This is a genomic window from Planosporangium thailandense (assembly GCF_011947195.1).
Taxonomy (GTDB): Bacteria; Actinomycetota; Actinomycetes; order Mycobacteriales; family Micromonosporaceae; genus Planosporangium; species Planosporangium thailandense.
This window is the reverse complement of sequence record NZ_JAATVY010000003.1, coordinates 248646-269738: the sequence shown is the minus strand read 5'-3', so window position 1 is coordinate 269738 and position 21093 is coordinate 248646. Positions and strand designations below refer to the sequence as shown.

The 21093-nt window shown below is 72.2% G+C and carries 20 protein-coding genes and 1 pseudogene; 9 read left to right on the top strand and 12 right to left on the bottom strand.

The genetic code is table 11. The features are described from left to right. Positions 1-29: 29 nt before the first annotated feature. The 4 genes from HC031_RS06725 to HC031_RS06710 all read right to left on the bottom strand — a co-directional run bounded on the left by HC031_RS06725 (position 30) and on the right by HC031_RS06710 (position 4651). The gene (locus HC031_RS06725; RefSeq protein WP_167924287.1) at positions 30-1835 is read right to left on the bottom strand and encodes an ATP-binding cassette domain-containing protein; all 1806 of its coding nucleotides are present in this window, start codon (positions 1833-1835) and stop codon (positions 30-32) included. Then, positions 1835-2788: a 4-(cytidine 5'-diphospho)-2-C-methyl-D-erythritol kinase gene (locus HC031_RS06720; protein WP_167924286.1), complete on the bottom strand. Its 954-nt coding sequence runs from the start codon at positions 2786-2788 to the stop codon at positions 1835-1837. The genes HC031_RS06725 and HC031_RS06720 overlap by 1 nt, the downstream gene beginning before the upstream one ends. Before the next feature lie 10 nt (positions 2789-2798). Further along, positions 2799-3686, bottom strand: coding sequence for a 16S rRNA (adenine(1518)-N(6)/adenine(1519)-N(6))-dimethyltransferase RsmA (gene rsmA / locus HC031_RS06715; RefSeq protein ID WP_167924478.1), 888 nt, complete (start codon positions 3684-3686; stop codon positions 2799-2801). Between the two features lie 65 nt (positions 3687-3751). Then, positions 3752-4651, bottom strand: coding sequence for a TatD family hydrolase (locus tag HC031_RS06710; protein ID WP_167924477.1), 900 nt, complete (start codon positions 4649-4651; stop codon positions 3752-3754). A gap of 120 nt (positions 4652-4771) precedes the next feature. Here HC031_RS06710 and HC031_RS06705 point away from each other — a divergent pair, with 120 nt between their 5' ends. After that, the gene (locus HC031_RS06705; protein WP_167924285.1) at positions 4772-5995 is read left to right on the top strand and encodes a hypothetical protein; all 1224 of its coding nucleotides are present in this window, start codon (positions 4772-4774) and stop codon (positions 5993-5995) included. Between the two features lie 22 nt (positions 5996-6017). Here HC031_RS06705 and metG read toward each other — a convergent pair whose 3' ends face one another. Then, entirely contained in the window at positions 6018-7796 is a 1779-nt protein-coding gene (metG, locus tag HC031_RS06700) for a methionine--tRNA ligase (RefSeq protein WP_167924284.1), read from the bottom strand. 102 nt (positions 7797-7898) lie between these two features. Between metG and HC031_RS06695 the strand changes: the two genes are divergently transcribed. Next, the gene (locus HC031_RS06695; protein WP_167924283.1) at positions 7899-9743 is read left to right on the top strand and encodes a hypothetical protein; all 1845 of its coding nucleotides are present in this window, start codon (positions 7899-7901) and stop codon (positions 9741-9743) included. An 86-nt stretch (positions 9744-9829) separates the two neighbouring features. Here HC031_RS06695 and rsmI read toward each other — a convergent pair whose 3' ends face one another. Beyond that, a complete protein-coding gene (gene rsmI, locus HC031_RS06690) occupies positions 9830-10663 on the bottom strand; it encodes a 16S rRNA (cytidine(1402)-2'-O)-methyltransferase (RefSeq protein ID WP_338090504.1) in 834 nt (277 codons plus the stop codon). Positions 10664-10771: 108 nt separating this feature from the next. Between rsmI and HC031_RS06685 the strand changes: the two genes are divergently transcribed. After that, complete coding sequence (locus HC031_RS06685; protein ID WP_167924475.1) at positions 10772-12391, top strand: dolichyl-phosphate-mannose--protein mannosyltransferase; 1620 nt, start codon at positions 10772-10774, stop codon at positions 12389-12391. A gap of 6 nt (positions 12392-12397) precedes the next feature. On the opposite strand, the gene HC031_RS06680 is transcribed toward HC031_RS06685, so the two are convergent. Together HC031_RS06680 and HC031_RS06675 are read right to left on the bottom strand one after the other, a co-directional pair. Next, positions 12398-12826, bottom strand: a complete 429-nt coding sequence (locus HC031_RS06680) for an organic hydroperoxide resistance protein (RefSeq protein WP_167924282.1) — start codon at positions 12824-12826, stop codon at positions 12398-12400. After that, positions 12823-13785 carry a quinone oxidoreductase family protein gene (locus HC031_RS06675; protein ID WP_167924281.1) on the bottom strand — a complete coding sequence of 321 codons (963 nt, stop codon included), beginning with the start codon at positions 13783-13785 and terminating at the stop codon, positions 12823-12825. Before HC031_RS06675 ends, HC031_RS06680 begins: the two co-directional genes overlap by 4 nt. Before the next feature lie 52 nt (positions 13786-13837). On the opposite strand from HC031_RS06675, the gene HC031_RS06670 reads away from it, so the two are divergent. Further along, on the top strand, positions 13838-14503 hold the full coding sequence (locus HC031_RS06670; RefSeq protein ID WP_167924280.1) for a TetR/AcrR family transcriptional regulator C-terminal domain-containing protein: 666 nt from the start codon (positions 13838-13840) through the stop codon (positions 14501-14503). Here HC031_RS06670 and HC031_RS06665 read toward each other — a convergent pair. Then, complete coding sequence (locus HC031_RS06665) at positions 14500-14847, bottom strand: anti-sigma factor antagonist (protein ID WP_167924279.1); 348 nt, start codon at positions 14845-14847, stop codon at positions 14500-14502. The genes HC031_RS06670 and HC031_RS06665 overlap by 4 nt on opposite strands. 590 nt (positions 14848-15437) lie before the next feature. On the opposite strand from HC031_RS06665, the gene HC031_RS06660 reads away from it, so the two are divergent. After that, complete coding sequence (locus tag HC031_RS06660) at positions 15438-15818, top strand: hypothetical protein (RefSeq protein ID WP_167924278.1); 381 nt, start codon at positions 15438-15440, stop codon at positions 15816-15818. Between the two features lie 137 nt (positions 15819-15955). Here the strand turns inward: HC031_RS06660 and HC031_RS33815 are convergent, their stop codons facing one another. Continuing rightward, the gene (locus HC031_RS33815) at positions 15956-16078 is read right to left on the bottom strand and encodes a hypothetical protein (protein WP_277349638.1); all 123 of its coding nucleotides are present in this window, start codon (positions 16076-16078) and stop codon (positions 15956-15958) included. 20 nt (positions 16079-16098) lie between these two features. Between HC031_RS33815 and HC031_RS06655 the strand changes: the two genes are divergently transcribed. The 3 genes from HC031_RS06655 (at position 16099) to HC031_RS32905 (ending at position 18155) form a co-directional block, all read left to right on the top strand. Next, positions 16099-16263, top strand: coding sequence for a hypothetical protein (locus tag HC031_RS06655; RefSeq protein WP_167924277.1), 165 nt, complete (start codon positions 16099-16101; stop codon positions 16261-16263). Positions 16264-16349: 86 nt separating this feature from the next. Next, positions 16350-16832 carry a cation:proton antiporter regulatory subunit gene (locus tag HC031_RS06650; protein ID WP_167924276.1) on the top strand — a complete coding sequence of 161 codons (483 nt, stop codon included), beginning with the start codon at positions 16350-16352 and terminating at the stop codon, positions 16830-16832. A 6-nt stretch (positions 16833-16838) separates the two neighbouring features. After that, positions 16839-18155 (top strand): cation:proton antiporter, encoded by a 1317-nt coding sequence (locus tag HC031_RS32905; protein WP_240942170.1) that lies wholly within the window; start codon positions 16839-16841, stop codon positions 18153-18155. 60 nt (positions 18156-18215) lie between these two features. Here the strand turns inward: HC031_RS32905 and HC031_RS06640 are convergent. Together HC031_RS06640 and HC031_RS06635 are read right to left on the bottom strand one after the other, a co-directional pair. Continuing rightward, positions 18216-19370 (bottom strand): annotated as a pseudogene (locus HC031_RS06640) (MFS transporter); the annotation flags it as partial. A gap of 68 nt (positions 19371-19438) precedes the next feature. After that, positions 19439-19876: a MarR family winged helix-turn-helix transcriptional regulator gene (locus HC031_RS06635; RefSeq protein ID WP_167924274.1), complete on the bottom strand. Its 438-nt coding sequence runs from the start codon at positions 19874-19876 to the stop codon at positions 19439-19441. A gap of 244 nt (positions 19877-20120) precedes the next feature. On the opposite strand from HC031_RS06635, the gene HC031_RS06630 reads away from it, so the two are divergent. Further along, complete coding sequence (locus HC031_RS06630; RefSeq protein WP_205862341.1) at positions 20121-21071, top strand: trypsin-like peptidase domain-containing protein; 951 nt, start codon at positions 20121-20123, stop codon at positions 21069-21071. Positions 21072-21093 lie beyond the last annotated feature (22 nt).

Below are 21093 nucleotides of genomic sequence, written 5' to 3'. Positions count from 1 at the left end.
GGCTGCATTCTTCCCCATGGCACAGTCGCCTATGCCTCCGGGATCCGCTCCGCGAGCTCCAGCCACGCCTCCTCGGTCGCGGCCCGCTCCGCCTGCAGTTCACGCAGCTCGGCGTCGAGGGCGGCGACCTTCTCGTAGTCGGTGGCGTGGGTGGCGAGCTGCTCGTGCAGGCTCGCCTCCCGCTGCTCCAGCTTGCCCACCAGGCGCTCCAACCGGGCCAGCTCCTTCTTGGCCGCGCGCAGCTCCCCCGCGCTCATGCCGCCGTCGGCCGACTTCACCGGCGCGGGTTGCCGGGCGGCCGCCGGAGCGCCCGGCGTCGCCGGGGCCGCGCCCAGCTTCGCCAGGTACTCGTCCACCCCACCCGGAAGGTCGGTGACCTTGCCGTCGCCGTACATCGCCACGACCGTGTCGCAGACACGTTCGACCAGGTACCGGTCGTGGCTGGCCACGATGACCGTGCCGGGCCAGCTGTCGAGCAGGTCCTCCAGCGCGGCGAGCGTGTCGATGTCGAGGTCGTTGGTCGGCTCGTCGAGCAGCAGCACGTTCGGCTCGGCGGCGAGCAGGCGCAGCAGCTGCAGCCGCCGCTTCTCGCCGCCGGACAGGTCGGCCACCGGGGTCCACACCCGGGCGCCGGAGAAGCCGAACAGCTCGGCGAGCTGGGCGGCCGACAGCTCGCGGTCCCCGAGCGTGACCCGCCGGGCGACCTCCTCGACGGCTTCCAGAACGCGCAGCTGGAGCGGCAGCTCGTGCAGCTCCTGCGACAGGAAGGCCGGCTTGACCGTCTGGCCCGTGCGCACCTGACCCGAGTCGGGGGCGAGCGAGCCGGTGAGCACCCGCAGCAGCGTCGACTTGCCGGCCCCGTTGGCCCCGACCAGGCCGATCCGGTCGCCTGGCCCGATGTTCCAGGTGACGTGGTCGAGGAGGGACCGGGTGCCGAGGTTGACCGAGACATCGTCGAGCTCGTACACCTGCTTGCCGAGCCGGGCCGTGGCCAGGCGCTGGAGCGAGACCTGGTCGCGTACCGGCGGCACGTCGGCGATGAGCGCGTTCGCCGCCTCGATGCGGAAGCGCGGCTTGCTGGTACGCGCCGGCGGGCCCCGCCGCAGCCAGGCGATCTCCTTGCGCAGCAGGTTCTGCCGCCTCGCCTCGGCGGCGGCCTCGATCCGGGCCCGTTCGGCACGCGCCAGCGTCCAGGCGGCGTACCCGCCTTCGTAGGCACGTACGGTGCCCTCGGCGACCTCCCAGGTCGTGGTCGCGACCGCGTCGAGGAACCAGCGGTCGTGCGTGACGACGACGAGCGCGCCGCGTCGGCGCAGCAGGTGCGCGGCCAGCCAGTTGATCCCGGAGATGTCGAGGTGGTTGGTCGGCTCGTCGAGGATCAGCAGGTCGGACTCGCGGATGAGCAGCGCGGCGAGCGCCACCCGGCGCCGCTCGCCACCCGACATCGGCGCGACCGGAGCGTCCAGCCCCAGGTCGGGCATGCCGAGCCCGGCGAGCACCGAACGTACGCCGGCGTCGCCGGCCCATTCGTGTTCCGCGGCGAACGCCTCGGGCAGCCAGGCGGAGCCGACGACGACGTCGCGTACGGTCGCGCCGGGCGGCAGGTCGAGCGTCTGGGGCAGCGCGACGACCCGCAGGTCGCGCCGGTGGGTGACCCGGCCGGTGTCCGGCTCGATGCTCTTGGTGAGCAGCTTGAGCAGGGTCGACTTGCCGGCGCCGTTGAGCCCCACGACACCGACCCGGTCGTTGTCGTCGAGGCCGAGGGAGACCTCGTCGAGGAGCTGGCCGGCCGCGTACCCCTTGCTGACCCGGTCGAGGTTGACGATGTTGGCCACTACACCACCCTCGCACCCGGCACCGGGCCGTGCGCCGGCTGGGCCGACCGGCAGGTGCCGCTGTCGACGAGCTCCTTGGCGAGGGCCTCGGCGTGACGGGCGTCGGTGGCGAGGAACACGCAGGTCGGCCCGGAGCCGGAGACGATGCCGGCGAGCGCGCCGGCGTCGTGACCGGCCTCCAGTGTGCGGCGCAGCTCCGGCCGCAGCGACAGCGCGGCGGGCTGCAGGTCGTTGCCGAGGGCCGCGGCGAGCACCAGCGGGTCGCGCTGCCGGAGCGCGGCCAGCAGCCGGTCCGGCGCGCCGACCGACTCCCGCGCGGCCCCGTACTCGCGCAGGTGGTCCAGCTCCCGGTAGACGGTGGGCGTGGACAGCCCGAGGCCGGCGACGGCCACGACCCAGTGCCAGCTGTGGCTGCTGGCCAGCACCGGGCTGACCCGCTCGCCGCGGCCGGTGCCCAGCGCGGTGCCGCCGAGCACGAGGAACGGCACGTCGGAGCCGAGCGTGCCCGCCACGCTCGCCAGCTCGTCGCGGCTCAGGTTGGTGCCCCACAGCGCGTCGCAGGCCACCAGCGCGGCCGCGGCGTCCGCGCTGCCGCCCGCCAGCCCGGCGGCCACCGGGATCTGCTTGCGCAGGTGCAGTCGGGCCAGCGGCTCGCGCTGGGTGTACCGGGCGAGCGCCCGCGCTGCGCGTAACACCAGGTTGTCGTCGTCTCCGGCGAGCTCGCCGGCCCCCTCCCCCTCCATGGTCAGGGTGAGCCGGTCGCCGCGGCGCACCGACAGCTCGTCGTAGAGCGAGATGGCGTGGTAGACGGTGACCAGTTCGTGGAAGCCGTCACTGCGAACCGGGCCGACATGCAGGTGGAGGTTGATCTTCGCGGGCACGCGGACGCGTACCGGCCCCAGCGTGCCCAGCCGGGGCCGCTCGTACTCCTCCTGGTCGAGCGGTTCGGTCACGCCGCAAACCTTACCCGCGGTCGCGGCCACGGCCGGTCGGTCCGGCCGGGACGGCCCCGCCGGCCGCGGCAGCGATGGCGGCGAACTGCTCGACCGGGAGGGATTCACCGCGCGCGCCCGGGTCGACGCCGGCGGCACGCAGCAGGCGCTCGGCCGCGTCCGGGCCGCCGGCCCACCCGGCGAGAGCCGCGCGCAACGTCTTGCGCCGCTGCGCGAAAGCCGCGTCGATGACGGCGAAGACCCGCTCGCGCTGCGCGCCCGCCGGCGGGTCCCGACGGGTGAACGCGACCAGGCCCGAGTCGACGTTGGGCACCGGCCAGAAGACGCCCGGCGGCACCCGGCCGGCCTGCCGCGCCCGCGCGTACCAGGCGAGCTTCACGCTCGGTACGCCGTAGATCTTGGAACCGGGCCCGGCGGTGAGCCGGTCCGCGACCTCCTTCTGCACCATCACCAGGCCGTGCCGCAGGCCGGGCAGGATCGCCAGCAGGTGCAGCACGACGGGTACGGCCACGTTGTAGGGCAGGTTGGCCACCAGGGCGGTGGGCGGTACGTCGAAGTCGTCCGGGCGCACCTTCAGCGCGTCGCGTTCGATCACCCGCAGCCGGTCGGCGTGCTCGGGCTGGTGGCGCGCGACGGTGCCGGGCAGCGCCGCCGCGAGCGTGGGATCGATCTCGACCGCGCGTACCGCCGCGGCTTCCGGCAGCAGGGCGAGGGTGAGCGAGCCCAGGCCGGGGCCGACCTCGACCACCACGTCGGAGGGGTCGAGGTCGGCCGCGCGGACGATGCGCCGGACGGTGTTGGGATCGTGCACGAAGTTCTGCCCGAGCGTCTTCGTCGGGCGTACGCCGAGCCGCCCCGCCAGCTCGCGTACCTCTGCGGGTCCCAAGAGCGTCACTATCTCAGTCTGACATCCCCATGATCACGGAACATCGTCCGTGCCCGGACGCGGAAAATGTTCCGTGATCATGAGAGCCAGGGGCCGAAAATTCGGTCGCCGGTCGCCGAGATCGCCGCACACAGCTCGTCCAGGTCGACGTTCTTGACCTCGGCGAGCGCCCGCACGGTCAACGGGATCAGGTACGAGGCGTTGGGCCGCCCCCGGTGCGGCGTCGGAGTCAGGTACGGCGCGTCGGTCTCCACGAGCAGCTGGTCGGTCGGCGTGACCGTCGCCGCCTCCCGGAGGTTGCCGGCGTTGCCGAAGGTGACGGTGCCGGCGAAGCTCAACACGTACCCTCGTCGCACGCACTCGCGGGCGAACTCGACGTCGCCGGAGAAGCAGTGCAGCACGACGGTCTCCGGCGCGCCTTCGGAGTCGAGCACCCGCAGCACGTCGGCGTGGGCGTCCCGGTCGTGGATGACCAGCGGCTTGCCGTAACGCTTGGCGATCGCGATGTGCGCCCGGAAGCTCGCCTCCTGCGCCGCCCGGCCGCCGGAGCCGGTACGGAAGGTGTCCAGCCCGGTCTCCCCGATGCCGCGGACCCGGGGATCGGCGGCGAGCGCCTCGATCTCGCGCAGCGCGCCGTCCAGGTCGGCCAGCAGCGGGGCCTCGTTGGGGTGCAGTGCCACGATCGCCACCACCGCGGAGTGCGTGTGGGCCACCTCGACGCCCCAGCGCGAGGAGTCGACGTCCACGCCCACCTGCACGAGCCGGTCCACGCCGGCGTCGCGGGCCAGCGCGATGGCGGCCTCGACGCTGTCCGGCCCACCGGTGCCGCCCTCGGTCAACGTGATGTCGAGGTGGGTGTGGCTGTCGATCACGGGCGTCGGCAGCGGCGCGGGCGGTGGCGGGAACTCGCCGGCCCGGCGCGCCGCACGGTCCTTACGGCTTTCGGATGGACTGTCGTTGCTCACGCCCGCCAGCATCACATATCTCGAACTCCTCCTTTCGGCCACCAACACCGTGATGGGCTGTTTACACACAGTTCACGCTTCTCCCCTAGGGTTCGGGCCGTGGCGCTGACCGAGCGAGCGGAGAATCGGCATATGTCGATGCCAACGCCGCTGCGGGTACTCCACGAGGGCCGCTGGTTCCCCGCCGAGGAGGTGGCCAAGGGCGCGGCGTACGAACTGTTCGCCGACGAGCGCCTACCCGGGTTCCTGCCCAACCCCCGACCCGGCGCCCGCCACCGGTTCCGGCGGTTCGTCCACGCGACCGACGTCCTCGCCGCGACCGGGATCGAGGTTCACCATCCGGCGGAACAGCCGTTGCGGATGCCGGTCAGCCGCAGCCTGGACTGGGCCGGCCTACACCGGCTCAGCCAGCAGCCGGCGGCCGCCTCCGAGCTCCTGGCCGCGATCCGCAGCAGCGCCGCGGTCCGGCGCGGAACCCGCATGATGAAGGTGCTCTCGCCCCGCCAGCTCCTGGCCTGCCTGCACGGCTGGTTGCCGAGCGGGTTCTGCTACCGCGAGTACGACGTGGCCCACCTGCGTACCCCGGCCGACCTGGGCGTGCTGCGCGGCGACGGCGCCGACCCCGGTGACGTGGTGTTCGCGCTGCGCTGGCGGGCCGTCGACGCCCGCGACTACACGGTGCCGTCGGCCGACACCCATCCGGGGCTGGTGGACATGCCACCGCGCGACCGGATCGGTCCGCCGATCATCGGCAGCGGGTTCGCTCCCGCCGACCGTCACCTGATCCCGGAGTTCGTGACGGCCGACCTGGCCGACCTGCCGCTGACGGCCAACGCCTCACTGCTGGCGTACACCGCCGACGGCACCGAGGTGACGCTCTACACGTACCTGGCCGAGCAGCACACGTGGACGCGGATGTGGGGGCCGCAGTGGCGCGACCTGCTGGCCGGGGTGACCGGCAACTTCCCCGGCGACCAGGAGTACTTTCCGGTGCCGCCGGGGATCACGCGCTTCGTGGGAACGTACCGGGGGCGGCTCTACGACGCGATCGCCGATCCACCGGACGACTTCCGGCTCGCGGCGAAGGTCCGCGCGGCGCGCTATCCGGTCGAGTCGGTCGCCCGGCGCACCGTGTACGCCCACTGGCGCGGCGTGCGGTGCACCGTGGTCCGCAACGAGGCCGGCTGGCTGCGGGTACGGCCCTGCCACCCGGACGCCGAGGCGATCGAGCAGCTCGGCGCGCAGTGCGTCGAGCGGGGAGTGTACGAAGCCTGGGCGCCGGCGGCGGAGGTGGTCGACGCGCGCGAGGTCGACGTCGAATACCCGCTGGATCTTGGACACTCAGCGGGCCCATAGCACCGCCAAGTGTCCAAGATCGTCAGGATTCGAGCCGCGCCAGCTCCTCGTCGATGACCGACGGGTCGAGCTTGCGGAACACCGGCGTCGGGGCCGCGAGAGCCCGGCCGGCCGGTAGCGGCCTGGACTCCCAGCGCGCACCGACGGTGTAGTCGCCGGTCAGGATCGGGTAGGTGGACCCGTTGTCGAGATCCTCCACCTCGACGATCGACGGCATCGGCGCGTGCACACCCTCCCCGCCGAGCAGCTCGTGGATCTTCTGCGCGGCGTGCGGCAGGAACGGGGTCAGCATCGTGTTGAGGTCACTGACCGCCTGGAGCGTCACGTACAGGATCGTGCCCATCCGCTCCTTGTCGTCCTTGAGCTTCCAGGGTGCCGACTCCGACATGTACTTGTTGACCTCGGCGACGATGCGCATCGCCTCGCCGATCGCGGCCTTCTGCCGGTGCTTGCCGATCAGCTCCCCGACCGTGTCGAACCCGGCGCGGACCGCCGCCAGCAGCGCCTCGTCCGCCTCGGTCAGCGGTCCCGGGGTCGGCACCGTCCCGAAGTTCTTCGCCGCCATGGAGATCGACCGGTTGACCAGGTTGCCCCAGCCTGCGACCAGCTCGTCGTTGTTACGACGGACGAACTCCGCCCAGGTGAAGTCGGTGTCGTTCGACTCGGGGCCGGCGACGGCGATGAAGTAGCGCAGGGCGTCGGCGTCGTAGCGCTCCAGGAAGTCCCGCACGTAGATCACGACGCGGCGCGAGGAGGAGAACTTGCGCCCCTCCATCGTCAGGTACTCGCTGGAGACCACCTCGGTGGGCAGTTCGAGCCGGCCGAACTCGCCCGGCTTGCCGTCCCGGGAGCCCTCGCCGTCGTACCCGAGCAGGATCGCCGGCCAGATCACCGAGTGGAAGACGATGTTGTCCTTGCCCATGAAGTAGTAGCTGCGGGAGTCCGGGTTCTGCCACCACTTGCGCCAGGCCTCCGGGTCACCGGAGCGGCGGGCCCACTCGATCGACGCCGACAGGTAGCCGATGACCGCGTCGAACCACACGTAGATCCGCTTGTCGGAGCGGTTCCGCCAGCCTTCCAGCGGCACCGGCACGCCCCACTCCAGGTCCCGGGTGATCGCGCGGGGGTGCAGGTCGTCGATCAGGTTCTTGGAGAAGCGCAGGACGTTGGGGCGCCACCCCTCGCGGCGGTCGAGCCACTCGTTCAGCGCCTCGGCGAGCGCGGGCAGGTCGAGGAAGAAGTGCTCGGTCTCCACGAACTCCGGCGTCTCACCGTTGATCTTGCTGCGTGGGTTGATGAGCTGCTCGGGGTCGAGCTGGTTGCCGCAGTTGTCGCACTGGTCACCGCGGGCGCTGTCGTACCCGCAGATCGGGCAGGTGCCCTCGATGTAGCGGTCGGGCAGCGTACGCCCGGTCGACGGCGAGATCGCGCCCAGCGTGGTCTTGGCCACGATGTACCCGTTGCGGTGCAGGGTCTCGAACATCTCCTGCACCACGGTGTAGTGGTTGCCGGTCGTGGTCCGCGTGAACAGGTCGTAGGACAGGCCCAACCCGTGCAGGTCCTCGACGATCACCCGGTTGTACCGGTCGACCAGCTCCCGCGGGGTGACCCCTTCGGCGTCGGCCTGGACCTGGATGGGCGTGCCGTGCTCGTCCGTGCCGGACACCATGAGCACGTCGTGCCCGGCCATCCGCATGTACCGGCTGAAGACGTCGGAAGGCACTCCGAAGCCGGAGACGTGGCCGATGTGACGCGGGCCATTGGCGTAGGGCCAGGCGACCGCCGCGAGAACGTGACTCATGGCGTTCAAGCGTAGTGACTCCCGCCCCGACCGCATGAACCGGCACTTTCCCCGCCGACACGCGCGCCGGTTACATGGTGATAAGCACCCGGACGGTGTGCAATGACGATTGTGACCGATCCCGTGCCGAATGCGACACCACGGCCGCTCCCCGAGCCGGACGCCACCGACGGCCCCCAGGGCCGCCCAGAGCCGGCCGCGGGTGGACCGCAGGGCCGCTCCGAGCCGATCCCACCGACCGGCGGCCGCCCGTGGCCCGCGCCCAGCCCGAACAGTGACTGGTGGCGCGGCGGCGGCGACCCGGCGGCCGGGCGCTCAGGACGCCTGGACGGCGACACCGAGCCGATCAGTATCGAGCGGGTGCTCCGGCGAGCGGCCCCGCAGGCCGCCACCTCGGAGCCCGAACGCGGACGCCGGCAAGCGCCCGAGACCCCGACGCCCGACGGTACCGGCGGGTATCGGGCCGAGACGCCCACCCGGGTCGGCCGGCACGCGGCCCGGTCCGACCGACCCACGATCACGTTCACCCAGCCGGCCGCGAAGGCCGCGGACACACCGACCACCAGGGACACCGCAGCCGCCGGACCGACCGTGTCCGCACGACCCGCGCAGGCGCCGCCCGCGGGTTCCGCGCTTGACGACCCGGCCGAGCCGCGCACCTTCGAGTTCACCGCGCCGATCCGCGCCTCCGACGAAGATCCCGAGCCGAACACCGCGAAGTTCGTCACGCCGCTCAGCGCCGCTCGCAAGACGGCTCCCTCGCCGTCGCCACAGGCAACGCCAGGTCCGCAGGCCGCACCGACCGCCCAGGCCACGCCGACCGCCCAGGCCACGCCGACCGCGCAGGCCGCACCGACCGCGCAGGCCGCACCGGCCCCGCTGGTCGCCACCGGTCGGGTAGTCGCTCCGGGCCCGGTCGACGACGAGGACACCAGGCCGATCAGGGTCCGCTCGAAGGCCGCCAGACCCGCCCCGGCCAGCGCCGAGTCGGCGGGTGCGTCCGGTGGGTCACCCGCCCGACCGGACACCGCCGACGAGGACACCAGGCCCATCCCCGTGCCCACCGCGGCGAAGACCCCTGGCCGGCCGACCGCGTCCGCGGAACGTACCGAACCGCCAGCGGAACGTACCGAACCGTCCGCGCCTGCGGCCGAAGCCACTGCGGCCGAAGCCGCTGCACCCGCCGCCACTGCGCCTGCCGCCACTGCACCTGCCGCCACTGCTCCGCCGGACCGCGACGCGCCCCCAGACAGCCGCGAGGACGGATTCCCGCTCTGGCCGAGTACCGAGGGGCCGACCGTCCCGATCCCGGCCAAGCCCCGGCGCGAACCCGCGGCCGAGAAGGCGACCGGCGGGGACAACGCCTGGCAGGCCAGCGAGATCCGGATGATGCGCGGCGGCCGGCGGCCGGCGCCCGTCAACCGGGCGCCGAAGCGGCCGCCGAAGCGGGTCACGAGGAAGTCCCGCCGGCCGGCGGTCGGCCTCACCGCGCTGGTGGTGCTGGCGCTGCTGGCCGGGTTCTTCGGATGGGTCAGCGCGGATCCGTTCTGGCTCGCCATCGGCCACGCCCAACGCGGCACGGCGACCGTGACGAAGTGCGCCGGCAGCGGCCTGGAAGCCCGCTGCGTCGGTACCTTCACCGCGGCGAGCTTCACCCGGGACGGGGTCGCGGTGAGCGCGCTCCCGCAGAGTCAGCAGCGGCCGGGCACCAAGATTCCGGCACGGATGGTCTCGGCCAAGGGGCGGGTCGCGTACGCCGGATCCGTCTCCTCGCTGCACCTGTGGTGGATCGTCGGCATCGTGCTGGTCCTGCTGTGCGGGCTCGGCATCAGCTGGGCGACCGGCGTCGGGCGGCTGGAGACCCGGCGGGCCAGGCTCGTCGCGTTCGCCATGAGCATGGGCGGCCCGCTCGTCCTCGTCGCCGGGACGCTCGCGCTCACCTGGTGAGTGCCCGGCCGGGCACTCACCTGGTGAGCGTCCCGGCCAGGCACTCAGCTGGTGAGCGTCACGGCCAGGCACTCAGCTGGTGAGCGTCACGGCCGGGCGTGCACGGCGTTGTACAGCTCACGCCGGGGCACGCCGCGCTCCGCGGCGACCGCCGCGATCGCGTCCTTGCGGGGAGTACCCGCCGCTTCCCGGGCAGCCACCTCGGCGACCAGGTCCGCGGCGGTGGGGCGGGCGGCCGGCGCGGCCGGCGCGCCCGCGACCACGAGGGTGATCTCGCCGCGCGGCGGGTCCTCGACCGCCGACGACGCCAGCTCGCCGAGCGGGGCGCGGCGGATCTCCTCGTGCAGTTTGGTCAGCTCCCGGCACAGCGCGGCCGGGCGGTCCGGGCCGAACGCGGCGGCAAGGTCGGCCAGGGTGTCCTGTACCCGGTGCGGAGCCTCGAAGAAGACCAGCGTGCGCGGCTCGGCCGAGAGCCGGGTGAACAGCGCCCGCCGCTCGCCGGGCCGGCGGGGCGGGAAGCCCTCGAAGCAGAACCGGTCGGACGGCAGGCCCGACAGCGCCAGCGCGGTGGTGACGGCGCTCGGGCCGGGCGCCGCCGTGACCGGTACCCCGGCGTCGAGCGCCGCGCGTACCAGCCGGAATCCCGGGTCCGACACGCTCGGCATCCCGCCGTCGGTGATCAGCGCCACGGTCGCGCCGCCGGTCAGGGCGTCGACGAGCTCAGGAGTACGGCGCTGCTCGTTTCCCTCGAAGTAGGACACGATCCGGCCGGGGACGGTGACGTCCAGTTCGCGGGCGAGCCGGATGAGCCGGCGGGTGTCCTCGGCGGCGACGACGTCGGCGCTCGCCAGGATTTCGCGCAGCCTGGTGGAGGCGTCGCCGACGTTACCCAGCGGTGCGCCGAGCAGGATCAGGGCCACTCGGCGTCTCCTTTGTCGCGATCGGGGTGCACATGTGTCGCAAGGGCAGCCTACGATCGCCAAGTGAGCGCGCGTGCAGCGACCGACGATGGATCGACCGGCATTGCGATGACGATAGAACCGTCGACAGCGGATACGGCCAGGCCGGCCGTGCCACCGGACGACGCGGTCCCCGCGGTGCCGGAGGCGGTGCGGCGCCGGCTGCTGCCCCGGGTCGGCCCGGATCCGAGATCGTGGGTGGCGACCGGCGTGATCGTGCTCATCGCGCTCGCGCTGCGCCTGATCGGGCTCGCCCACCCGCGCGGCAAGATCTTCGACGAGACCTACTACGCCACCGAGGGTCAGGAGCTGTTCGACCACAATGTCGAATGGAAGCCCGAGACCAGCAGCGGCGACTTCGTCGTCCACCCACCGCTCGGTAAATGGATCATCGGCGTGGGCGAGTGGCTCTTCGGCCGGGACGGCCACGGCCACTGGCTGACCAACGGCGAGTTCGGCTGGCGGATCTCGGCGGTGGTGTTCGGCACGCTGTCGGTGCTGATGCTGGTACGGGTAGCCAGGCGGCTGTTCGGCTCCACGGTCCTCGGCTGCGCCGCCGGCCTGCTCATGGCCCTCGACGGGATGCACTTCGTGCTGTCCCGGTCGGCGCTGCTCGACATCTTCCTGATGACGTTCATCCTGGCCGGGTTCGCCTGCCTGGTCATGGACCGCGATCAGCGGCGGGCGCGCTGGCTCGCCGCCATGGAATCCGGCGTCGACCCGACCCGTCCCGGCCGGGCGGGCCGCCCGCACCTGGGGGTCCCCTGGTGGCGGCTGGCGGCGGCGGTGATGCTCGGCTGCGCCGCGTCGGTCAAGTGGAGCGCTCTGTGGGACATCCTGGCGTTCCTGGTGCTGCTGGTCGCCTGGGAGATCGGCGCGCGCCGGGCGGCCGGCGCCCCGCACCCGTGGCGGGACACCGCCCTCGACGAGCTCGGCTGGGTGCTGGCGTTCCTCGGCATCATCGGCGCGGTCTACCTCACCTCGTGGACCGGCTGGTTCCTCAGCGACGACGGCTGGGACCGGCACTACCTGGCCCAGCAACTGCACCAGCGCGAACTGCCGGTGATCGGGGCGCTGCAGAACCTGTACCACTACCACATGGAGGCGCTGCACTTCCACGACAACCTGCACGATCCGCACCGGTACCAGTCCTGGCCGTGGCAGTGGCTACTGCTGGGGCGGCCGGTGGCGTTCTACTACAGCCAGGACGGTCCGTGCGGGGCGGCGAACTGCTCGGCCGAGGTGCTGATGCTCGGCACGCCGCTGCTGTGGTGGTCGTTCCTGCCGGCGCTCGCGGGGCTGGTGTGGTTCGGCACGAGCCGGCGCGACTGGCGGGCCTTCGCGATCGGCCTGTGCGCCGCCGCCGGCATCGTGCCGTGGTTCTGGTACGAGATCAAAGACCGCACCATGTTCGCCTTCTACGCGCTGCCGTCGCTGCCGTTCCTGGTCCTCGCGGTGGTGTACGTGCTGGGCGCCATCATCGGACCGGCGCCGGCGGCCGGCGCGGCGCCCGCTTCCGGGCGCCGCAGACCCGTGCCCGACCGGCGGCTGTTCGGCACTATCTTCGCGGCGGTGTACGTGGGGCTGGTGGCGCTGTGCTTCGCGTACTTCTACCCCATCTACACCGGCAAGATCATTACGTACGCCCAGTGGAGCGCCCGCATGTGGCTCGGCGGCCGCTGGATCTGACCCCGGTCAGCCGACGACTTCGTGCGTGATCTCGATGTTGCCGCGGGTCGCGTTCGAGTACGGGCACACCTCGTCCGCCTCCGCGATCAGGTCGCGGGCTGCCTCCTCGGCGAGGCCCGGCAACGCGACGGAGAGGTCGACGCGCAGGCCGTACCCGGTGCCTTCGGTGAGCCGGCCGATGCCTACCCGGGCGGTGACCGACGAGCCGGTGACGTCCTGGCGGGTGCGCCGCGCCGCGACCATGAGCGCACTGTGGAAGCAGGCGGCGTACCCGGCTGCGAACAGCTGCTCGGGGTTGGTCGCCCCGCCCGGGCCACCGAGCTCCTTCGGTGCTGCCACGCGCAGGTCGAGCTGGCCGTCGTCGCTGGCGATGCGGCCGTCACGGCCGCCCTCGGCGGTCGCGGCGGCGGTGTAGAGAACGGACCGGAGGGTCATCGGCTCTCTCCCCCGGGGCGCAGGATGAGCTTGCCGGTGGTCCGGCGGGCGAGCAGGTCCTCGTGGGCGCGGCGGGCGTCGGTGAGCGGGTACTCGCCGCCGACGACCGGACGTACCCGACCGGCGGCGACCAGCTCGAACAGCTCGGTCAGCGCGGGGGCGAACATGCCGGGCACGGCGAGTGCGGGGCTGAGCCAGAAGCCGACGACGGACGCGTTGCGCTTCATCAGGCGTCCGGGCTCGATCGGTGTGGCGATCTCCCGGGAGGCCGCGCCGAACGTCACGAGCCGCCCGAACTGCCCGAGGGCGTCGAACGCGGCGTCGAACACCCGGCCACCGACCGCGTCGAGGATCACGTCGACGCGCTTGCCGCGGTTGGCTTCGACGACGCGCTCGGCGTACCCGTCGGCGGCGCCGGAGACGGCGACGTCGGCGCCGAGGTCGAGCGCCATCTGCTGCTTCTCGGGCGCGGACGCGGTGGCGATGACCCGGCCGGCGCCGAACGCCTTGGCCAGCTGCACGGCGAGCGATCCGACCCCGCCCGCGGCGGCGTTGACCACGACGGTCTCCCCGGCGACCAGGCGGGCACTGGTGCGCAGCAGGTGCCACGCGGACAGCCCTTGGACCAGTAGGGCGAGCGCAGCGCCGTCGCCGATCGACTCCGGCACCTCGACGGCAAGCGCGGCGGGCAGCAGCACCTTCTCCGCGTACCCTCCGCCGGTGGTCAGGCCCATCACCCGGCGGCCGTCGGCCGTCCGGCCGATCACCTCTGAGCCCGGCACGAAGGGCAGCGTGGGGCTGGTCAGGTAGGACCCGTCAGCAAGGTGGGTATCGGCATAGTTGATGCCGGCCGCGGCCACGTCGATCAGGATCTCGTCGGGGCCGGGCTGCGGGTCGGGCAGCTCGACCAGGTCGAGCACCTCCGGTCCGCCATATCGGGAAATCTGAATGGCACGCATGCGGCCACAGTAACGTACTAAGTACGTTAGCGAGCCTGTGAGGACGACCACCATGACGCAGCGCAGAACCCGCGCTCCCCGCCACACCCTCGACCGGAGCGCGATCGCCGCGGCCGCGCTCGACCTGATGGACGCCGAGGGGGCGCGGGCGCTGACGATCCGGTCCCTGGCGGCCCGGCTGGGCGTGGCGCCGATGGCGCTGTACAACCACGTCCACACCAAGGAGGAGATCCTGGACGCCGCCCTGGAGCACGGCCTCGCGCGCCTACCCGGCGCCGACCCCGGGCGGGCGGCCGGCGGGTGGGTCGACCGCATCCGGTCGATCAACCTCGCCTTCCACCGCGCGCTGCGCGAGCACCCGAGCCTGGTCACCCTGCTGGTCGCCCGGCCGCTGGGCGGGCAGGCGCCGATCGGGGCCGCGGAGGCACAGCTACGCGTACTGGTCGAGGCGGGGTTCGCGCCCGACGAGGCGGCCCGGGCCCACCTGACCCTGCTGCACTACGCCATCGGCTCGGCCGCGTGGACGTCGCCGCGCGTCGAGCCGCCCGCCGTCGGACGGGCCGTCCTGGAACGGCTGCCCGCCGAGCGGTACCCGACCCTCGCCGCCCTCGCCGCTCCGCTGGCCACGGCCAGCTACGACGACGATCAGTACGCGTACGGCCTGGACCTGCTGCTGGCCGGCGTACAACGGATCCCTACTGTGGAGCGTCCCGACTAGCCGGTGGCGTAGGCCGCCTGCTCAGCGGTTTCGTAGATCGGCAGCATGTGGGTCAGATGGGTGGCTTCCAGAACCTGCCGGACGATGGGCTGGACGCCCGCCAACCGCAGCCAGCCGCCGTTCCGGGTGGCCGTCAGGTGCGTCTGCGCCATCATGTTGAGCCCGCTGGAGTCGCACAGGTCGACGCCGCTGAGGTCCAGGATGATCCGGGGCTTGTCCTCGCCGGCGAGCGCCAGGAGCGTCTCCTTCAACGCCGCGTGGGTATCGAAGTAGATGCTCCCGCTCGCGACCACGACCGTATGGTCGCCGACTCGGCGGACGGCGACGTCGATCTTGTCGCTCACGGCTTGGCCCGCTTCCGGATGGCCGGATCCCCGTCGGCGCGTGACCGCTCCACCCCAAGCAGCCTAGTCGCCTACGGCGGTTCCGCAGGCCAGGGCATCCGTGGTTATTGATCTTCACCGGCCCGGGTACGCCGAAGGCCTCGCGACGGCCCCCTCGCCGGCCTCGCCGAAGACCTTGCCGACGGACAAAACGGGGCGAAACAAAGATCACTCGTACCACGTTGGACAGAACGGCCGGCGATCAGCGCACGTGATCCGAGTCAGCGTCGACCGGACGAGCGGGTCTCAACCACCCCCGCCGGGCGTCAATTTCCGTTGACAGCGCGTACGCGCCGCAGCTTAGGATCGCACCGCCAGCCATCAACCTCCGTTAATGGAAGGGCGGGGCGAGCCGTCCCGGGCAGCCCGTCCGCCGGACAGGCGTGAGACAACGGGGGACGCCTCGCCGGTGACGACTGTCCGGGACCACACAGTGGCTGAGCGCCAGCACCGGTGATCGGTACTGGCGCTCAGCTGTGTCCCATTCTTTGATCGCCGTACCGGTTCGGTAGGGTTCGCCGAGACAGGGACTGCGGTGAAGGGAGCCGGCGGTGCGACGCGAGCAGGCACGGTGGCGGCTGTCCGCCGCGCTGCTGTCGCTGCTGCTGGCGTTCGGCGCAGCCACCTGCCAGATCACCGCTGACCGGTCCGTCCCGAACACGGCACCCGATTCGCCGGCCGCCGTCATGGCCGCCGGCGGCACCTCCGCCGCACACACCGCCGCGGAGCGGCAGGGGCATCCACGGCTCACGGTCGGCCGCGGTCACACCGGACTGCTGCTGTTCCTGGCCGCGCTGGCCCCGCTGCTGGCCGGCGTGCGCCGGCCCCGCGCCTGGTCGCTGACGACCATCCCGCCGTGGTCCCCGCCCACCACCTTCGGCGCGTGGACGTCCCGGGGCCGGGCCCCACCCGCTCCGATGCGCCTGGCCTGACCGTCTTCGCCACGCCTGTCGCGTACGGGCAGCCGGTCAGGCACTGGCCGTCACGGCACGGCGCGTCACCGCGCAACGCCGTTCCCGCGCCTCAGCGTGCCGCGCCATTCCCGCGCGTCACCGTGCCATCGCGCGCGTCACCCCGCGCGCGTCACCCCGCGCGCCGTCACCCCGCGCGCCGTCACCGCGCCCTCGCGGCGTCCGACGCGGTCACCCGCCCGGCCCCGCTCGAGGGCGCCCATCACCGTTGTCGCTTCCATCACCATTCAGTGGGGTACATGTGATCGTCCTTCTTGTTCTCACGCTCGCGACCGTGGCCGTCGGCGTCTACCTGATGGTCCGCATGCTCGGCCGCGACGAGCCGGCCCTGGGCATGATCGGCCTTATGGTTCTCCAGGCCGCGGGTGTCATGGGCGCCGCGTACGGCGTCCTCAGCCGGGTCTGATCCGATGAGCCGAGGGTGCGGCCACCAGGCGGTGGCCGCACCTCCCCCGTACACCGTCTCGACACCCTCATGAGGAAGGAATCGCCGTGGACGTCGAACGCACTCCACTGCCCGGCATCGGGCTGCAACACGTGTTCACCACCGAACGGGATCGCCGCATCGGAGTGGTCTCCCATCGTGACGGCCGGCGGCACCTCGTCATCTACCGCCGCGACGACCCCGACAGCGCCTCGGAGGCGGTGGCGCTGACCGCCGAGGAGGCCAACGGACTGGCCGAACTGCTCGGCGCCGCCCGCATCGTCGAGCGCCTGGCCGAACTGCACCGCCAGGTCGAGGGGCTGGTCAGCGAACAGATCCCGATAACGGCCGGCTCTCCGTACGACGGGCGCAGCCTTGGCGATTCCCGTACCCGTACCCGCACCGGCGCCTCCATCGTCGCGGTGGTCCGCGACCGGGAGGTGATCGCGAGCCCGCGACCGGACTTCGTCTTCCGCGCCGGGGACGTGGTGGTAGCGGTGGGCACCGCGGAGGGCACCACCGCCGCAGCCTCGATCTTCGTCGGCGGGTAGCGGCCGATGCACGGAGCTGTCCCGTTGATCGAACTGGGTGCGATCATCCTCGCCCTGGGCCTGCTCGGCGCCGTCTCGGTCCGGTTCTCGATCTCCCCGATCCCGCTGTACCTGCTGGCCGGGCTCGCCTTCGGCCAGGGCGGGATCCTCCCGCTCGGTGCCTCCAAGGAGTTCATCACCACCGGCGCCGAGATCGGCGTGATCCTGCTGCTGTTCACCCTCGGTCTGGAGTACACCGCCGGCGAGCTGGTCGGCACGCTCCGCTCCTCAGCCGTATCCGGACTGGTGGACGTGGTCCTCAACGCGGCACCCGGGGTCGGCGCCGCCCTTCTCCTGGGCTGGGGACCGGTCGCCGCGCTGACGCTGGGCGGCATCACGTACGTCACGTCCTCCGGCATCACCGCCAAGGTTCTCGGCGATCTCGGCTGGCTGGGTAACCGGGAGACCCCGGCCGTACTGTCCCTGCTGGTCTTCGAAGACCTCGCCATGGCCGCGTACCTGCCGATCCTCACCGCCCTGCTCGCCGGCGCCGGCCTGCTGCGCGGGTCGATCACCCTCGCCGTCTCGGCCGCGACCATCGGGCTCATCCTGCTGGTGGCGCTGCGCTTCGGCTGGGCGGTCGAACGGTTCGTCGCCAGCCCGAGCGACGAGGTGGTCCTGCTCAAGGTCCTCGGCCTCACGGTGCTCGTCGCCGGGATCGCCCAGCAGCTCCAGGTGTCCGCCGCGGTCGGTGCGTTCCTGGTCGGCATCGCGCTGTCCGGTCCGCTGGCGCACGCCGCGCGCGAGCTGCTGAGCCCGCTCCGCGACCTGTTCGCCGCGGTGTTCTTCGTCCTCTTCGGCCTGAACACCAACCCGGGCGACCTGCCGCCCGTCGCCGGTATCGCGGCCCTGTTGGCCCTCGCCGGGATCACGACCAAGCTCATCACCGGCTGGGTGGCCGCCCGCCGCGTCGGCAGCGCCACCACCGGGCGGATTCGCGCCGGAGCCGCGCTCCTACCCCGCGGCGAGTTCAACATCGTCATCGCCGGCCTGGCGGTCGCGGCCGGCGTCAACCCGCGGCTCGGTCCGCTCGCCACCGCGTACGTGCTCGTCCTCGCCACCGCCGGACCGCTGCTCGCCCGTGCCGCGGAGCCCGTGGCCCGGCGGCTGCGCCGCCCGCCCCGCACGTCCGATGGCTACCGGTCAGGACGTGACGGAGGCAGCCTCCGACACGTCGACCGCGTCGGTGCTCTTGCGGCTGATCCGCGCCAGCGACCGGTCGACGACGGCCATGACAGCGAAGATCACGGCCGCGACCAGCATGAAAACGGCAAGTTCGTGTAGGCCGGCGGTGTCGGCGCGGTTGCCGAAGAAGGAGCCGCTCGCGGCGGAGGCGAGGATGGCGCCGAGGTACGAGAACGTACGCATGAGCCCGGACGAGGCGCCCATCCGCGCGGGATCCGCCTGGTGGTACAGCGCGTTCTGGTTGGCGAGGCTGTTGAGCCCCTGCGGCAGGCCGAGCACGATCGCGATTCCGACAAGGAACCACACGGCCACGTGAGCGTGCACGATGAGCAGGAGGGCGCACGCGACCACCTGCGCCATCGCGCCGACGATGAGCTTGCCGCGGATCTCGGGGCGGCGCCCGGTCGTCGTCGAGACGAGGATCCCGACGGCGAACGTGGGCAGCAGGATGAGGCCGGCGGCGGAGGCGGACAGCCCCCGGCCGTCTTCGAGCCACTGGGTGAAGCCGTAGATGAAGGCGTAGGACACGATCTGCGCGCAGACGGTCCGCCCGTAGGTGGCCAGCAGCGGCAGGTTTCCGGCGAAGACGCGCACGTCGATGAAGGGGTCGGCGCAGCGTAGCTCGCGCACGGTGAAACCGGCCGCCGCGACGACGGCGACGCCGAGCAGCCACAGGAGGGCGACGCTCGCGTTCATCAGGTACAGCAGGAGCGCGACCAGCGCGGCGGCGAACAGGACGATCCCGGGGTAGTCCAGACGGCGCCCGGCGGCCCTCGTCGGCGCTTCCGTCGGCAGGTACAGCGCGCCGAGCACCAGGCCGACGGCGGCGAGCGGGATGTTGACGGCGAAGGTGGCGCGCCATCCCGCAAGCCCGATCAGAAGGCCGCCGATGGTCGGCCCGATCGCGATGGTGGTCTGGGTGGCGACCGCGAGAGCGGTGAGCACGCCCGCCGGGCTCTTCTGCCCGGTGCGCTCGGCCTCGCTGCGGATGAGGTACATCGAGGCGGGGTAGCCCGCGCAGGTACCGAAGCCGAGCACCACCCGGGCGACGATGAGCGCGCCGATGTTCGGCGCGAGCACGCCCAGGAAGCCGGCGATCCCGGTGAGGGCGGTGCCCACGAGGAAGAGGCGGCGCGGCCCGAAGGTGTCGACGAGGCGGCCGAAGAGCGGCTGTCCGATCGCGGTCGCGAGGTAGAGCGCCGAGACGAGCCAGGCGGTCTGCGACGCCGGCGCGCCAAGGCCTGCGGCGATGGGTACGAGGGCGACGGCGATGATCGACGAGTTGATCGGGTTCAGGATCGCCCCGAGAAACATCGGAGCGAGCAGCTTACGGTCGAACGTGCGAGGGGCGGAGCTTCCCGTGTCGAGACGGGTAGGAGCTGTCATGCGTCAGTGAGCCGTTCCAAAAGTGCCATCGCCGCGATGACGGCCTGGCGTTCGTCTTCCGAGAAGCGCTCGTGCATCGCGCGGGTGAGCCATTCCCGGCGGGCCTGCTGGTTGTCCCGGTCGAGAGCCTTCCCAGCCGCGGTGAGCGTCACGATCTGCCGACGCCCGTCGGTCGGGTCCGGCGCCCGGGAGATCAAGCCGAGCTGCTCGAGCGCGGACAGGATGCTCGCCATCGACTGCGGGCGCACCCCTTCCGCGCTGGCGAGTGCGGAGGCTGTCGATGCCTCTTCCTTGCCGAGGCGGGTGAGGACCGCGACCTGGGACGGCGTCAACCCGTCGCTCGATGCGACCTCGCGCAGCCGCCGGCGTAGCCGGCCGATGGTGGCCCGCAGGGCGAACGAGGCCTGGAGCGCGGAGGACGTGGTCGGCTCCATGATCCCTCATCTCCCAGGCCAATCTGCTCAGTTCAACTGTACAGTCTGAGCTGAATAACGGAGGGCCTGGCCCTCCCCGCTTCGACGGCTGCAAGATTGGCGGACACGACGGGAGCCGCTCTCCACAGTCCTCTCCGGACTGTTTTCGAAGAACAACAGCGGGGTACCACCGGGCTGCACCCCTAGGGACCCGGGCGCTTGGCCGTAGGGGCCGACGGTGTGCGGCGAGAAGTGGAGGTCGCCTGTGCACCGGGTCCTGCAGAACGCACCGTTGGTAGGCGTACTCGCCATCGCCCTCGCGATTTCCGGTCCCGCCGACGCCGCGATTCAACTCCTCACGCCGGCCGGACAAGGGATGCACCGGATGTTCAGCACCCCTCGCGTCAGGCATCGCTCCACGACGTCGACCGCAGCCCCGTCTGCCAGCTCATCCCCGGCTAGCTCCGCCGCGCCTTCGCCCGCCGGCTCCCCGGCCGTGGCCGCGGACGACGTGGTCGCACTGTCTCACCCGAATTCCGGGGCGGCCTCTCCCGCCGACCACCCCGTTTCCACCCCCCTCAACGGGGTTGGCACCGTCGGGGCGTTGTTCAACGACGATGGCGACGGCGATCACTTCTGTACCGCGAGCGTGATCAGCAGCCCCCACGGCAATCTGCTGGTCACCGCCGCGCACTGCATCCATGGGGGGCGCGACGGAGGTTACCGCTCCGACCTGGCGTTCGTACCCGGCTACCACGACGGTGTCCGCCCCTACGGCACCTGGAGCATCACCGCCGCGTTCGTCGATCCACAGTGGGCAGACAGCTCAGACCCGGACCTCGATGTCGGATTCCTCACCGTCGCCCCGCGGCAGGGCCGACAGATCGCGGACGTCGTCGGCGCGAACCGGCTCCTGACCAGCCAGGGGTTCGCGAACATCGTCACGGTGGTCGGCTACCCCGCCGAGCAGGAGACGCCGATCGCCTGCACCAACCACACCGTGATGCACTCCCCCTCACAGCTGCGCTTCGACTGTGCCGGCTACAGCGGCGGTACCAGCGGCGGCCCCTGGTTGGCGAATTACGACCCGCAGACAGGGACCGGTGACGTGATAGGCGTGATCGGCGGCTACGAGAAGGGCGGCGACACCGACGACGTCTCCTACACCGCCTACTTCGACGCGGCCGTCCAACAGCTCTACGCCCAGGCCCGCTAGCCACCGCTCGTCCGATCGGTGT

What these genes read in the sequence shown, in the direction of transcription:
- HC031_RS06695 (WP_167924283.1), top strand. Translation starts at nt 7,899, where the DNA reads ATGACGATTGTGACCGATCCCGTGCCGAATGCGACACCACGGCCGCTC.
- HC031_RS06680 (WP_167924282.1), bottom strand. Translation starts at nt 12,826, where the DNA reads ATGACCCTCCGGTCCGTTCTCTACACCGCCGCCGCGACCGCCGAGGGC.
- HC031_RS33815 (WP_277349638.1), bottom strand. Translation starts at nt 16,078, where the DNA reads ATGGAAGCGACAACGGTGATGGGCGCCCTCGAGCGGGGCCGGGCGGGT.
- HC031_RS32905 (WP_240942170.1), top strand. Translation starts at nt 16,839, where the DNA reads ATGCACGGAGCTGTCCCGTTGATCGAACTGGGTGCGATCATCCTCGCC.
- HC031_RS06675 (WP_167924281.1), bottom strand. Translation starts at nt 13,785, where the DNA reads ATGCGTGCCATTCAGATTTCCCGATATGGCGGACCGGAGGTGCTCGAC.
- metG (WP_167924284.1), bottom strand. Translation starts at nt 7,796, where the DNA reads ATGAGTCACGTTCTCGCGGCGGTCGCCTGGCCCTACGCCAATGGCCCG.
- HC031_RS06670 (WP_167924280.1), top strand. Translation starts at nt 13,838, where the DNA reads ATGACGCAGCGCAGAACCCGCGCTCCCCGCCACACCCTCGACCGGAGC.
- HC031_RS06705 (WP_167924285.1), top strand. Translation starts at nt 4,772, where the DNA reads ATGTCGATGCCAACGCCGCTGCGGGTACTCCACGAGGGCCGCTGGTTC.
- HC031_RS06685 (WP_167924475.1), top strand. Translation starts at nt 10,772, where the DNA reads ATGACGATAGAACCGTCGACAGCGGATACGGCCAGGCCGGCCGTGCCA.
- HC031_RS06710 (WP_167924477.1), bottom strand. Translation starts at nt 4,651, where the DNA reads ATGCTGGCGGGCGTGAGCAACGACAGTCCATCCGAAAGCCGTAAGGAC.
- HC031_RS06635 (WP_167924274.1), bottom strand. Translation starts at nt 19,876, where the DNA reads ATGGAGCCGACCACGTCCTCCGCGCTCCAGGCCTCGTTCGCCCTGCGG.